The organism is Flavobacterium algoris, from assembly GCF_048158525.1.
GTDB classification, from domain to species: domain Bacteria; phylum Bacteroidota; class Bacteroidia; order Flavobacteriales; family Flavobacteriaceae; genus Flavobacterium; species Flavobacterium algoris.
Genome location: NZ_JBLNKT010000002.1, coordinates 1 through 13461, shown reverse-complemented (window position 1 = coordinate 13461; position 13461 = coordinate 1). Strand labels below are relative to the sequence as shown.

The window sequence follows — 13461 nt, the reverse complement described above, 5'->3', positions numbered from 1 at the left end:
TTTTAAATTTTTTAGTTATGAATACAAAATACATGCTAAGTGTAGTTAGTTTTGGGGAGGTTTTATGGGATCTTTTCCCAACCCATAAAAAAATTGGAGGAGCACCATTGAATGTTGCGCTTCGAATGAATTCTTTGGGGGCAGAAACAACGATTATAAGTCGTGTCGGTGCAGACGAAGATGGGAACGAGATTATATCTTTTATAAATAATCAGGATGTGAGTTCAGATGCTATCCAAATAGGGGAAGATTATAAAACAGGTGTGGTTAACGTAATGATTAACGAAAAGGGAAATGCTTCTTATGATATTCATTATCCGTCTTCCTGGGACAAAATTACACCCAGTAAAGAAATGGATGAGAAAGTTTCGGAATCAGATGCTTTCGTTTTTGGGAGTTTAATATGCCGGGATGAGGTTTCCAGATCAACGCTGTATGACCTTTTGGACAAAGCTAAATATAAGGTTTTGGATGCAAATTTAAGGGCTCCGTATTATACGGCAGATGTTCTTTATGAATTAATGCTAAAAGCGGATTTCATTAAGCTCAATGATGAAGAATTATATGAGATAAGCCAGCAATTGGAATCTCCTTATAATTCCTTTGAGCAAAATATTAAATTTATCGCTGAAAAGACTAATACAAAACATGTTTGCGTAACAAAAGGCGCATTTGGAGCGGTCTTATATTACAATGATAAATTTTATTACAATAGTGGTTATTTTATAAAAGTAGTTGATACTGTAGGTGCAGGGGATTCTTTCTTAGCGTCACTGATAGTCAAATTACTTAGAGGGAAGTCACCACAAAAATCGTTGAATTATGCATGTGCTGTGGGTGCTTTAGTGGCTGGTCATGAAGGAGCAAATCCTAAAATTTCCGAAAAAGAAATAACTAAATTCATGATGCTTTGATAACTATTTAAGCAAGAAATTAAGCCTATAAAAAAGCCAAAGAAAGTAATGTCTTTGGCTTTTTTATGCAAAATAGTGAGAACTAAAAAGAAGTCAATTTCTTCAAGTCGGCAATCGTTGCTGTAGGATTCTCCGCTTTAAAAACAAAACTTCCCGCCACAAGAATATCAGCTCCGGCTTCGACAAGTTGTTTAGCATTTTTATCGGTAACGCCACCGTCAATTTCTATAATGGTTTTGGCTCCTTTTCTGGTAATTAAATCTTTTAATTTTTGAACCTTAGCGTACGTATTTTCTATAAAAGATTGTCCGCCAAAACCTGGATTCACACTCATGATACAAACCAAATCGATATCGTTGATAACGTCTTCCAAAAGGTCAATGTTTGTGTGTGGATTTAAAGCTACTCCAGCTTTCATACCTTCAGCTTTAATGGCTTGCAAGGTTCTGTGTAAGTGAGTACAGGCTTCATAGTGGACACATAGGATATTTGCTCCTAAATCAGCAAAAGTCTTGATGTATCGGTCTGGGTCTACAATCATTAAATGAACATCGATTGTTTTTTTTGCATGTCTTGAAATAGCTTCAAGAACGGGCATTCCAAAAGAAATGTTTGGTACAAAAATGCCATCCATGATGTCAATATGAAACCAATCGGCTTCACTGTTATTGATCATTTCGATGTCGCGTTGCAAATTAGCAAAATCAGCAGCAAGAACTGATGGTGCAATTAATGTGTTTTTCATTGTATAATTGTTTTGTTGAGATGCACCGTAGTGAATCTTTACAGTTGTATTGTTTGTGTAAAAGTAGTTTTTTTAGAGCAATTGGCGAAAGTTTTTTATAGATTCAATTCGCGACTCATCCGCCGATTTGCGTAAGGGATTGAAGTGGAAATCCTTTTTATTTTTTTAATAAAAAGATTGCAACGAAAAGCCAGACCCGAAGTTTTTACGAAGGGTTACGCCCAAATGATAAAAGGAATAGGTGAGGTAAATCTGAAATGAATTCAGATTAAAAAAATAAAACTCCGGTAATCAGCCGGAGTTTCAATCATCAATCAAAAAACGAACAGTCAATCAAACTGTTGTTCATTTTGAATTAAAAAATTTAAGTTTTAAAGATTTTAATTGGGGAATATTGTGAATTAACCTAAGTAGGTTTTTAATATTTTACTTCTGGAAGTGTGTTTCAATCTTCGGATTGCTTTTTCCTTGATTTGACGTACACGCTCACGAGTTAAGTCGAAAGTTTCTCCAATTTCCTCTAATGTCATTGGGTGTTGATCACCAAGACCAAAGTACAAACGAACAACATCAGCTTCTCTTGGGGTCAATGTTTCTAAGGAACGCTCGATTTCAGTACGCAATGATTCGTGGATTAATTCTCTGTCCGGATTTGGAGATTCACCAGAACGCAATACATCGTAAAGGTTTGAATCTTCTCCTTCTACAAGAGGTGCATCCATTGATAAGTGACGACCAGAGTTTTTCATACTCTCTTTTACGTCATTTACGGTCATGTCAAGTTCTTTTGCAATTTCCTCAGCAGATGGTGGACGCTCGTTAGATTGCTCTAATAAAGCGTACATTTTGTTGATTTTATTGATAGAACCAATTTTATTCAAAGGCAAACGAACGATACGGGATTGTTCTGCCAATGCTTGTAAGATAGATTGACGAATCCACCAAACGGCATACGAGATGAATTTGAAACCACGTGTTTCATCAAAACGTTGTGCTGCTTTTATCAATCCTAAATTTCCTTCGTTAATCAAATCGGGAAGGGTTAACCCTTGATTTTGATATTGTTTTGCTACCGAAACCACGAAACGTAAATTGGCTTTTGTCAATTTCTCTAATGCTTTCTGGTCACCGGCTTTAATCTTTTGTGCTAATTCTACCTCTTCGTCAGCGGTAATAAGGTCAACTTTTCCAATTTCTTGTAAATACTTGTCTAATGAAGCAGTTTCACGATTGGTTACCTGCTTGGTGATTTTTAGTTGTCTCATGTTTTTTTTGTCTCCTCAATTTTTAAGTGTACAAGTAGTTATACGTATGGGGTCAATAAAAAGTTACAATAGTTTTGAAAATAATTTAAATAAAAACAAAAAACCCATTTCAAATAAATGAAACGGGTTTTTCTATAAATAAACCTTTAGTAAACTAAGATCTGATTACTCTTTTTTCTCCTCGCGTGGAGGTCTTGGCATTAAGGCTTTTCTAGATACTTTCTCTTTACGAGTTTTAGGGTCTAAACCAAGGTACTTAATCATGAACACATCACCTATGTTTACTACATCGGCAACATTTTCTGTTCTTTCCCAAGCTAATTCCGAAACGTGAAGTAATACTTCGTTTCCGGGAGCATCAAGGTATTCTACAACTGCACCAAAATCTAGCATTTTGATTACTTTTACTTCGTAAGCTTCACCCATTTGTGGTTTGAAGGTAATCGATTGGATTTTGGCCAATACCGCTTCAATTCCAGCAGGATCAGTTCCAAGAATTTCGATAACTCCTTGTTCGTTTACTTCGTTGATTACGATAGTTGTTCCTGTAGCTTTTTGTAATTCTTGAATTACTTTACCACCAGGTCCAATCAAAGCACCAATAAAGTTACCAGGAATTGTTCTTGTGATAATTTTTGGAGCATAGGCTTTAACATCTGCTTTTGGAGCTGCTAAAGTACTGGTTAGAATTCCAAGGATATGCAAACGACCATCTCTGGCTTGAGCCAAAGCAGCTTCCATAATCTCGTATTTCAATCCGTCAATTTTGATATCCATTTGACAAGCCGTAATACCTTCAGAAGTTCCAGTTACCTTAAAGTCCATATCTCCCAAGTGATCTTCATCACCAAGAATATCAGATAAAACGGCAAAACGATCTCCATCAGTAATCAATCCCATTGCAATTCCAGAAACAGGACGTATCATTTGAATTCCAGCATCCATTAACGCTAATGTTCCAGCACAAACTGTTGCCATAGAAGATGAACCATTTGATTCTAATACTTCAGAAACAATTCTGATAGTATAAGGATTTTCAGCAGGAATCATGTTTTTCAAAGCACGTTGTGCTAAGTTTCCGTGACCAACTTCTCTTCTTGAAGTTCCTCTTAATGGACGAGCTTCTCCTGTAGAAAATGGGGGAAAATTATAATGCAAGTAGAATTTTTCTTCTCCTTGTTCAGATGGTGAATCAATTTGGTTTGCTTCTCTAGAAGTTCCTAAAGTTGCTGTTGCCAAAGCTTGAGTTTCTCCACGTGTAAACAATGCCGAACCGTGAACTGATGGTAAGTAATCTATTTCACACCAGATAGGTCTGATTTCTGTAGTTTTTCTTCCGTCAAGACGTGTTCCTAAATCTAGCGTTACATTACGAACTGCTTCTTTGTTAACTTTGTAGAAATATTTCCCTACTAAATCCCCGTTTTCTGCTAATTCTTCTTCTGTAAACAAGGCTTTAACTTCGTCTTTTACTTCTGCAAATGCAGCAGTTCTCTCTTGTTTAGAAGATCCAACTTTTGCGATATCATAAATTTTATCATATGCAGCTGCTTTTACTTTAGCGTAAATTGCATCGTCAGATTTTTCAGTTTCGTACGTACGAACTTCTTTTTTTCCAAATGCTGCTGCCAATCTTTCTTGTGCGGCAATTTGAACTTTAATGTGTTCGTGAGCAAATTTAATAGCTTCAACCATTTCTGCTTCTGAAATTTCTTTCATTTCACCTTCTACCATTGCGATAGAATCTGTTGAAGCGCCAATCATCATGTCGATGTCAGATAGTTCTAATTGTGCACGACTTGGATTGATAATAAATTTACCATCAATACGACCCACACGAGCTTCAGAAATTAAAGTTTCGAAAGGAATGTCAGATAAAGCTAATGCTGCTGAAGCTGCCAATCCTGCTAATGCATCAGGCATTACATCTTCGTCATGAGACATTAACTGAATCATAACTTGAACTTCAGCATGATAATCATCTGGGAAAAGGGGACGCAATACGCGGTCAACTAATCTCATTGTTAAAACTTCGTTATCGCTTGGACGAGCTTCTCTTTTGAAAAAACCACCAGGAAAACGCCCTGCTGCAGCAAATTTTTCACGATAATCTACCGTAAGTGGTAAAAAGTCGATACCTGGAGTTGCTTTTCTTGAAGATACTACTGTTCCTAAAATAACAGTTTTGCCTATTCTTACTACTACAGCACCGTCAGCTTGTTTGGCTAAACGTCCTGTCTCGATTGAGATGCTTCTGCCATCTCCTAAATCGATGTTTTCTACAAATAATTGTGGAATCATAATTTTAATTCTCTTTAGATTAAACAATGGGTTTTAGTTGTGTTGTAGTTGTTGTTTTGCGTAGTTAATGCCTAAAACCCAATGAAAAACCAAACTTTTTTATTATTGTATATAAAAACAAAAAGAGGCACTTTCGCACCTCTTTTATATTGATTATTTTCTGATATTCAATACTTTGATAATCTCACGATATCTGTTGATTTCTGTTTTCTTCAAGTAGTCCAACAAAGATCTTCTTTTACCTACTAGCAATACTAATGAGCGCTCTGTGTTATAATCATGACGATTTTTTTTCAAGTGCTCTGTTAAATGGCTAATTCTGAAAGTGAACAAAGCAATTTGAGCTTCTGATTTTCCAGTGTTTGTTTTTTCTCCGTGTTTAGCGAAGATTTCTTCTTTAATCTCTTTAGTTAAATACATTCCAATATTTGTTTAATGATTTTTATGTATGTCATACAGCTATTGTAAGACGGGTGCAAAAGTAGAAAATAATTATCAATTATTAATTATGAATTGTAAATTATTTTAAATCTTAGTACAACTTCGCAATTTCTTCATTCACAAACTCGAGGAACTTTTCATCCTCTTTAGTGAATGGATCTATGACATGGCTGTCAATATCAATTTGTCCTATGTTTTCTCCGTTTACAAAAAGCGGCACTACGATCTCTGATTTTACAGTAAAACTACAAGCAATATAATTATCTTGCGCTGCAACGTCAGGAACTACAAAGTTTTCATTAGAAACGGCCACTTGTCCGCAAATTCCTTTTCCAAAAGGGATTACCGTATGATCTGTTTCTGCTCCTACATAAGGTCCTAAGTGTAATGTTTTGGATTCGTGGTTAGCAAAATAAAATCCAACCCAATTATAATAGTCAACGGAGTTACTAAGAAGCTCACAAATAGACAAGAGTTTTTCGTCTCTTGACTGCGTTGTATTTAAAGTGATTTCGGTTACTTTTGGTTGTAATTCTTGAAATGTCATGTTTTTATTTTTTATTTATGCAAAAGTATTTAAAGCCAGTTTTAAAAATTATATAAATTTGTTAAAAAATAGATTTTGAAAAAATATTTTATTCTCTACAAACCTTTTTTGTTTTTTCTGGCTACCTTTTTTTTGACTTACATTGCTCTTACCTTTTTGTATCAGGAATATCTTAATAGTTTTGGAGAAAATAAACTGGATAGAATTACCCAATTAGTGGGCCAGAATACAAAACAGGTTATGCAATTGTTTGATAAAAGCGCTACTGTTGAGGAAAATACTTTAGAACCTTATATTAAGTTGTTTTACAGTCAAAAATATGTAGCTAGAATTATTGAGGGTTGTAATGCCATTAGTGTTATCATTTTGTTTGTTGCTTTTATAGTTGCTTTTTCAGGAAAATTAAAAACAACGTTGCTTTTTATCTTTGCCGGAAGCGTACTTATTTATGTATTAAATGTATTTAGAATAGCAATTTTATGTTTTTTGATGTTTAATTATCCAAATCAAAAACAGTTTTTTCACGGAGTACTTTTTCCTTTATTTATATATGGTGTTGTTTTTATTTTATGGCTAATTTGGGTTAATAAATTTTCAAGATATGCTTCAAAAACTACTAAAGAATAAAGTTAGACTACTACAATTTATTGTTTTAGTTACATTGTTAGTGCTAATTCGTGCATTTGAAGATCAATTGTTTTACGATCCCTTTTTGGATTATTTCAAAAACGATTTTACTCATTTACCCTTACCCAATTTCAATTCATTTCAATTGTTTTTGGGATTGCTTTTTCGTTATACATTGAATACAGTGGTATCATTAGGGATAATTTATGTTCTTTTCAAAGATGTACAAATGGTGAAATTTGCTCTTGTTCTGTATTGTTTTTTCTTTATGGTATTAATTGCTGCTTTTTTCTATATAATTTTATTCATCAAAGGACATAATAATTTAGCATTGTTTTATGTTCGCCGATTTTTGATTCAACCCATTTTTGTTTTGTTATTTGTTCCGGGATTTTATTATCAAAAACAAAATAAGTAGTCTTTTTTATTTATCTTTAAGGTTGAATTTAATGATTTAATTTTCAACGAAATAAGGGTATGAAAATAGTAAAAAATTCCGGGGATATTGTTGAATTTAATGCCGAAAAATTAAAAAAATCCTTATTAAAATCAGGAGCCAATAGTGAAGTGGTTGAACGAATTTTGAAATCAATTCAAGGTGAAATCTACGAAGGAATTTCTACGAAGCATATTTATAAAATGGCTTTTGCGATGTTGAAAAAAACAGCTAATTCGCACGCAGCACGGTACAATCTAAGAGAAGCAATACGATTATTAGGACCAGCAGGTTTTTTCTTTGAAAAATACATAGCCCGACTTTTTTTGGAGGAACAATACGAAACCATAACTAATTTGACTTTACAAGGGGAATGCGTTTCGCATGAAATTGATGTTATAATCAAAAAAAATGGCACTATTGCGATGGTTGAATGTAAATATCATGCCGGTAGAGATGCTGCTTCTGATGTGAAAGTTCCTATGTATATCTTGTCTCGTTTTAATGATTTAAAAGGAAATAAGCATGCTGTTTTTGGCAAGGAAGAAATTATTTCAAAATGCTGGATTGTCACGAATAACAGGTTTACGACAGATGCTATCGATTTTGCCAGTTGTTCAGGATTGAATTTATTGAGCTGGAATTATCCCGAGGACAATAATTTAAAAACAAAAAATGACAGCAGTAATCTTTATCCCGTAACTTGTTTAACCACTTTGTCACTCGCCGAAAAGGATAAATTGTTAATCTTAGATGTCATTTTGGTGAAAGAGATTATAAATAATTCAGATTGTTTGAAAAAAATTGAATTGAGCACTAACCGAATTAAAAATGTATTGAAGGAAGCTTCGGATTTGTGTGGGTATATTTAAAAATAATAGGTTTTGGATTGTTTAATTTTAAATTCAAATCAAATGAAAATTAAATTTATTGGAGGCGCAGGAACTGTAACAGGTTCTAAAACATTAATTGAAAGCAACGGAATTAGAATTTTGATAGATTGCGGCCAATTTCAGGGGATTAAGCCTTTGCGCGAACTCAACTGGGAACCATTGCCTGTTTTGCCTTCAACTATAGATTTTGTTTTGTTAACTCATGGTCATTTAGATCATTGCGGCTGGTTGCCCAGATTGGTGGATCAAGGCTTTAAGGGGAAAATTTATTGTACAAGTCCTACTAAGGATGTCGCTAAGCTAATTTTATTGGATAGTGCTAAAATTCAAGAAGAAGAAGCCAAAAAAGCGAATGAAGGAAAATTTTCCAAACATGAAATTGCTCAACCTCTTTATACCGTAGTCCAAGCTGAAAAAGTTTTTCCGCTTTTTAGAGTTATTAAAACCAATGAAGCCATTCCTTTGGACGCTGAAATTAGCGCCGTTTACACTAATGCAGGACACATTATTGGCGCCTGTACAATTGAACTGCAGCTTGAGAATAAAATATTAGTTTTCTCAGGAGATATTGGACGAGATAATGATGCGCTTATGTATCCGCCAACAAAGCCAAAAAGAGGCGATTATATATTTCTTGAAAGTACCTATGGGAATCGGTTGCATCCGAATACAGATCCCAAAGACGAGTTGGAAATGTATATTAATAATGCTGTTCAAAAAGGCGGAACAATCATCATTCCTAGTTTTGCCGTAGAACGTGCGCAAAGTGTAATGTATCTATTATGGAAACTTAAAACGGAAGGAAGAATACCTAATATTCCTTATATCATTGATACTCCAATGGGAATAAGTGTTTTGGATATTTTTTCCAATAATAGAAAATGGCATAAATTACCAGAGCATGACTATGTTGAAATGTGTAATATGTTCACGATGATTGCAGAATATCAAGAAACCATTGAAACTATTTTTAATAAACAATCAAAAGTAGTTATTGCTGCTAGCGGAATGGTTACTGGCGGTAGAGTTCTCAGTTATTTGGAACGATATATTGGTTTACCCGAAACTACTGTGATTATTATTGGTTATCAAGCTGAAGGAACCCGCGGAAGAAAATTATTAGAGGGTGCCAAAGAAATTAAAATTCACGGTAAATATTATCCGGTGTTGGCTACTATATTAGAAATAGAAGGATTGTCTGCGCATGGTGATCAAAAAGACCTTCTGAATTGGCTGTCTGTTCTAGAAAATAAACCAAAAAAAGTGTTTTTAGTTCATGGAGAGAATGCACCAGCTGATGAACTTCGAATAAAAATTCAAGAAAAATATGGGTTTGATTGTAAAGTTCCTTTAATGGGGCAAGAGCTTGAGCTTTAATTTTTAACAGAAATTTGATTTATAGATTGATTAAATCACTAATTTTGCAAAATGAAATTCAAAAAGCACATTAGTATTCTTCTCGCTTTTTTCCTGTTGGTTTCCAATGTGGGATTGGCTTTTGATGTGCATTATTGTGGCAATGAAATCGCTTCAGTTTCTTTGAAAACGGACTTCTCATCTCAAAATTTTGAAAAAAAATGTTGTGATAAAGTCGAAAAAAAATCACCTTGTTGTAAAGATAAAGTGGTTCATTTTCAAAAGAAATCAGATAATATTCTTATAAAAGCATTTTCTTTAAATGCCGATGTGCCATTTTTAATAAAGGAATGGAATCCGATTGTTTTTTCTAAAGTTGCTGTTTTTAAAAATTTCGAAAATAACTCTTATTATTGCGATGCCCATTCGCCTCCACTTTTCAAGCTTTACAACCAATATATTTTCTACGCCTGATTTTAATGTTTTTTAAAAGTCAAATCATTTTATGTGATTTGAAATTACTTTTTATAAACATTAAAATATTTTGCCATGCAAAAAAAATTAACGCTGTTTGTTATTATTTTGTTCTCAATTCCGTTGTTTTCTCAAGAAAAACTGAATGAAGTCAAGGTGATAAAAAAGCAAAAAGGGATTCAAAAATCATTTACCGTAACAGGAAATACCACGCTAATTACAAGTAAGGAATTGCTTAAAGCGGCCTGCTGTAATCTTGCTGAAAGTTTTGAAACAAATCCGTCTATTGATGTCAGTTTCTCTGATGCTTTAACGGGGACTAAACAAATCAAAATGCTGGGATTGACCAGTCCGTACTTAATGATTACCGAAGAAAATATCCCATCAGTACGTGGTGCTTCACAAGCATACGGATTGTCATTTACTCCTGGAACTTGGGTAGAAAGTATTCAAATTACTAAAGGAACCGGAAGCGTAGTGAATGGATATGAAAGTATTTCGGGGCAAATTAATACGGAATTAATTAAACCGATTAATGATATTCCATTTTTCCTGAATGCCTATGGTTCGTCAGATTCGCGGTTTGAACTAAACACGCATTTCAATAGAAAAATATCCGATAAATGGAGCAGCAGCCTGTTTCTTCACGGGAATACAAGAGTTGCTAAAACAGACATGAATAATGATGGATTCTTGGATAATCCATTGACCAAACAAATCAATATTCTCAATAGATACCAATATTACAATGCCGAAAAAGGCTTGGTGAGTTTTATCAATTTCAGGTATATGAATGATAAAAAACAAACCGGAGAGTTGGACTTTAATCCAGATAAAGACAAAGGGACAACCAATTATTGGGGTTCAGAAATCAACACGGAGCGATTGGATGTTGCTACAAAAGTGGGGTATGTTTTTAAAGATTTGCCTTATCAGAGTATTGGTTTTCAGAATGCTTTTAACAGCCATAATCAACAATCATATTTTGGTTTGAATCAATACAATATTAAGCAAAGCAGTTATTATTCGAACTTGATTTTCAATTCAATTATCAGTAACACGATGAATAAGTTTGCTGCAGGTTTGAATTTCACGTATGATAAATATCAAGAATTTGTCAATATAAATGATTATAGTAGAATTGATAATTCAGTGGGTGCTTTTTTTGAATATACATATGATAATGCCGATAATTTTAGCATTATTCTGGGAGGAAGAATTGATAATCACAATCGTTTAGGAACATTTTTAACCCCACGATTGCATGTGCGATACAATCCTTGGGAGAAAGGAGTTTTACGATTTTCAGCAGGTAGAGGAAAGCGAAGTGCTAATATTTTTGCTGAAAATCAACAACTTTTTGCCAGTTCAAGAACATTTGATATTTTAGATTCCAACGGTAAAATATATGGATTGAACCCAGAAATCGCATGGAATTATGGGGTGAGTTTTTCTCAGAAATTCATGCTCTTCGGCAAAAGTGCGGATGCGGGGTTTGATTTTTATAGTACGGATTTCCAAAATCAGGTTGTTGTGGATGTGATGCAAAGTCCGCAACAAGTTTTGTTTTATAATTTAAATGGGAAGTCGGTTGCTAATAGTTTGCAACTGGAATTCAATTATGAAATTTTGGATCATTTGAATTTTCGTTCGGCCTATAAATTTTATGATGTAAGGACGGATTATATTTCTGGAAATTATCAAAAACCATTGCAGGCTAAACACAGAGTTTTTGGAAATTTAGAATACGAAACTCATATTGGAGAAAAGGGAAAACAATGGAAATTTGATTGTACTTTCAATTGGATTGGAAAACAGCAATTGCCAAATACAGCAAATAATCCCATAAATGATAGATTGCCAGAATTTTCGCCTTCTTATTCGTTGATGAACACTCAAATTACAAGAGTTTTTTCTGCTACATTTGAAGTGTACGTAGGTGGAGAAAATATTGGTAACTATACTCAGGAAAAAGTGATACTTGGTTCTGATAATCCTTTTGGACCAAATTTTGATACTTCAATTGTGTATGCACCTGTTTTTGGACAAATGTATTATGCGGGATTGCGATTCAAAATAAAATAGGCTCGGGATGAAAATTTATTAATCACTATAAAGAAGTAAAAATGAAAAATATAATTTTAATACTAATGGTTAGTTTTCTTGGATTTGCTGTTCAGGCTCAAGAGAAAAAGAATAAAAATGCCCATTACACAACTGAAGTAAATGGGATTTGTGAACAATGTCAAAAACGAATTCAAAAAGCAGCCTTTTCCGTTTCTGGAGTTAAATCAGCAATTTGGAGTATAGAAACACATCAATTGAGTTTGATTTTGAATGAAGAAAAGTGTTCTCCCTTAGATGTGAAAAAAGCTATTGCAAAAGAGGGACATGATACTGATGAGGTAAAGGCAATAAAAGAGGATTATGATAATCTTCATAGCTGTTGTAAATATGAACGATTGTAATTTTAAAGTCCAAAATGAAAATTTTGGACTTTTTTTAATTTAAGATTTAAAGGATTTATAATCTTCATTACCGCATTTTAAAGCGTTAATTAAACTTTAAAATGCGGCAATAAATTGCGGTTAAGCTAAATTATTCTTACTTTCACGACCAATAAATTTAATTACAAATCGTTTTATGAATAATTTTGATTGGACACAATTACTTAATCCTGAATTTTATATTACCCTTCAAATAGGAGGAGTTCAAATAGGTTTGTATATCGTTTTATTTATAATTTTTGCCGAAACTGGTCTTTTTGCCGGTTTTTTTCTTCCTGGAGACAGTTTGCTTTTTCTTGCGGGAATTTACGGTAAAGAGTTGGTTCAAAATATGGTTACTATAGAAAGTAATTTTATTAATGTTACTATATTGTCGTTATTGGTTGCCGCCGCAGGAATTGTGGGTAATATGGTTGGCTATTGGTTTGGAGCAAAAAGTGGGTATTATTTATTTAAAAAAGAAGATACTTTTTGGTTCAAGAAAAAATACCTTTTGCAATCAAAAGATTTTTTCGAAAAATATGGTGGGAAAGCCATAATATTTGCTCGTTTTTTACCAATTTTTAGAACTTTTGCACCAATTGTAGCTGGAATTGTCTCTATGGATAAAAGTAAATTTATGTTCTTCAATGTTTTGAGTTCTTTTTTATGGTCCTTTATTTTGATTTTCTCCGGGCATTATTTGTACGGGATCTTTTTAGAGAAATTTGGAATTAATTTGAAAGAACATATTGAATATATTATAATAATCATTGTTCTTATTACTACAGTTCCAGTATTATTCAAGCTTTTGAAAAAAAGGGTTCATATCAAATAATCATTAACACGCATAAACAAAAAGAGGCTGTCCGAAAAGTAATTTTCGGGCAGTTTTTTTTGTTTATTACTTTGATTCTTCGTATTTTTAAGTACCAAAATCAGCGATTATGCAGCCAGTTTTTAAACCTCATTCGGT

The 13461-nt window shown here is 33.5% G+C and carries 14 protein-coding genes; 9 read left to right on the top strand and 5 right to left on the bottom strand.

The genetic code is table 11. The annotated features are described in order from the left end of the window. The first annotated feature begins 17 nt into the window (after positions 1-17). Complete coding sequence (locus ACM55I_RS01080; protein WP_416844942.1) at positions 18-914, top strand: carbohydrate kinase family protein; 897 nt, start codon at positions 18-20, stop codon at positions 912-914. Positions 915-996: 82 nt separating this feature from the next. Here ACM55I_RS01080 and rpe read toward each other — a convergent pair whose 3' ends face one another. The 5 genes from rpe to ACM55I_RS01055 all read right to left on the bottom strand — a co-directional run bounded on the left by rpe (position 997) and on the right by ACM55I_RS01055 (position 6213). After that, complete coding sequence (gene rpe, locus ACM55I_RS01075; protein ID WP_416844941.1) at positions 997-1659, bottom strand: ribulose-phosphate 3-epimerase; 663 nt, start codon at positions 1657-1659, stop codon at positions 997-999. A gap of 401 nt (positions 1660-2060) precedes the next feature. Continuing rightward, positions 2061-2924: a sigma-70 family RNA polymerase sigma factor gene (locus ACM55I_RS01070; protein WP_007137700.1), complete on the bottom strand. Its 864-nt coding sequence runs from the start codon at positions 2922-2924 to the stop codon at positions 2061-2063. 165 nt (positions 2925-3089) lie between these two features. Continuing rightward, positions 3090-5225 (bottom strand): polyribonucleotide nucleotidyltransferase, encoded by a 2136-nt coding sequence (locus ACM55I_RS01065; RefSeq protein WP_416844940.1) that lies wholly within the window; start codon positions 5223-5225, stop codon positions 3090-3092. 153 nt (positions 5226-5378) lie between these two features. Then, positions 5379-5645, bottom strand: coding sequence for a 30S ribosomal protein S15 (gene rpsO, locus ACM55I_RS01060; protein WP_066079886.1), 267 nt, complete (start codon positions 5643-5645; stop codon positions 5379-5381). Between the two features lie 112 nt (positions 5646-5757). Continuing rightward, the gene (locus ACM55I_RS01055) at positions 5758-6213 is read right to left on the bottom strand and encodes a GAF domain-containing protein (protein ID WP_416844939.1); all 456 of its coding nucleotides are present in this window, start codon (positions 6211-6213) and stop codon (positions 5758-5760) included. A gap of 75 nt (positions 6214-6288) precedes the next feature. On the opposite strand from ACM55I_RS01055, the gene xrtF reads away from it, so the two are divergent. The 8 genes from xrtF (at position 6289) to ACM55I_RS01015 (ending at position 13323) form a co-directional block, all read left to right on the top strand. Then, on the top strand, positions 6289-6840 hold the full coding sequence (xrtF, locus tag ACM55I_RS01050; RefSeq protein ID WP_416844938.1) for an exosortase family protein XrtF: 552 nt from the start codon (positions 6289-6291) through the stop codon (positions 6838-6840). Next, positions 6815-7258 carry an exosortase F system-associated membrane protein gene (locus ACM55I_RS01045; protein WP_416844937.1) on the top strand — a complete coding sequence of 148 codons (444 nt, stop codon included), beginning with the start codon at positions 6815-6817 and terminating at the stop codon, positions 7256-7258. Before xrtF ends, ACM55I_RS01045 begins: the two co-directional genes overlap by 26 nt. A gap of 59 nt (positions 7259-7317) precedes the next feature. Further along, positions 7318-8148: a restriction endonuclease gene (locus tag ACM55I_RS01040; RefSeq protein WP_416844936.1), complete on the top strand. Its 831-nt coding sequence runs from the start codon at positions 7318-7320 to the stop codon at positions 8146-8148. 42 nt (positions 8149-8190) lie between these two features. Then, positions 8191-9546 carry an MBL fold metallo-hydrolase RNA specificity domain-containing protein gene (locus ACM55I_RS01035; protein ID WP_416844935.1) on the top strand — a complete coding sequence of 452 codons (1356 nt, stop codon included), beginning with the start codon at positions 8191-8193 and terminating at the stop codon, positions 9544-9546. 51 nt (positions 9547-9597) lie between these two features. Beyond that, the gene (locus ACM55I_RS01030) at positions 9598-9999 is read left to right on the top strand and encodes an HYC_CC_PP family protein (protein WP_416844934.1); all 402 of its coding nucleotides are present in this window, start codon (positions 9598-9600) and stop codon (positions 9997-9999) included. Positions 10000-10074: 75 nt separating this feature from the next. Continuing rightward, entirely contained in the window at positions 10075-12084 is a 2010-nt protein-coding gene (locus ACM55I_RS01025; RefSeq protein ID WP_416844933.1) for a TonB-dependent receptor plug domain-containing protein, read from the top strand. A 41-nt stretch (positions 12085-12125) separates the two neighbouring features. Next, entirely contained in the window at positions 12126-12467 is a 342-nt protein-coding gene (locus tag ACM55I_RS01020; RefSeq protein ID WP_416844932.1) for a heavy-metal-associated domain-containing protein, read from the top strand. A gap of 175 nt (positions 12468-12642) precedes the next feature. After that, positions 12643-13323 carry a DedA family protein gene (locus tag ACM55I_RS01015; protein WP_416844931.1) on the top strand — a complete coding sequence of 227 codons (681 nt, stop codon included), beginning with the start codon at positions 12643-12645 and terminating at the stop codon, positions 13321-13323. Positions 13324-13461 lie beyond the last annotated feature (138 nt).

What these genes read in the sequence shown, in the direction of transcription:
- ACM55I_RS01080 (WP_416844942.1), top strand. Translation starts at nt 18, where the DNA reads ATGAATACAAAATACATGCTAAGTGTAGTTAGTTTTGGGGAGGTTTTA.
- rpe (WP_416844941.1), bottom strand. Translation starts at nt 1,659, where the DNA reads ATGAAAAACACATTAATTGCACCATCAGTTCTTGCTGCTGATTTTGCT.
- ACM55I_RS01070 (WP_007137700.1), bottom strand. Translation starts at nt 2,924, where the DNA reads ATGAGACAACTAAAAATCACCAAGCAGGTAACCAATCGTGAAACTGCT.
- ACM55I_RS01065 (WP_416844940.1), bottom strand. Translation starts at nt 5,225, where the DNA reads ATGATTCCACAATTATTTGTAGAAAACATCGATTTAGGAGATGGCAGA.
- rpsO (WP_066079886.1), bottom strand. Translation starts at nt 5,645, where the DNA reads ATGTATTTAACTAAAGAGATTAAAGAAGAAATCTTCGCTAAACACGGA.
- ACM55I_RS01055 (WP_416844939.1), bottom strand. Translation starts at nt 6,213, where the DNA reads ATGACATTTCAAGAATTACAACCAAAAGTAACCGAAATCACTTTAAAT.
- ACM55I_RS01045 (WP_416844937.1), top strand. Translation starts at nt 6,815, where the DNA reads ATGCTTCAAAAACTACTAAAGAATAAAGTTAGACTACTACAATTTATT.
- ACM55I_RS01040 (WP_416844936.1), top strand. Translation starts at nt 7,318, where the DNA reads ATGAAAATAGTAAAAAATTCCGGGGATATTGTTGAATTTAATGCCGAA.
- ACM55I_RS01035 (WP_416844935.1), top strand. Translation starts at nt 8,191, where the DNA reads ATGAAAATTAAATTTATTGGAGGCGCAGGAACTGTAACAGGTTCTAAA.
- ACM55I_RS01030 (WP_416844934.1), top strand. Translation starts at nt 9,598, where the DNA reads ATGAAATTCAAAAAGCACATTAGTATTCTTCTCGCTTTTTTCCTGTTG.
- ACM55I_RS01025 (WP_416844933.1), top strand. Translation starts at nt 10,075, where the DNA reads ATGCAAAAAAAATTAACGCTGTTTGTTATTATTTTGTTCTCAATTCCG.
- ACM55I_RS01020 (WP_416844932.1), top strand. Translation starts at nt 12,126, where the DNA reads ATGAAAAATATAATTTTAATACTAATGGTTAGTTTTCTTGGATTTGCT.
- ACM55I_RS01015 (WP_416844931.1), top strand. Translation starts at nt 12,643, where the DNA reads ATGAATAATTTTGATTGGACACAATTACTTAATCCTGAATTTTATATT.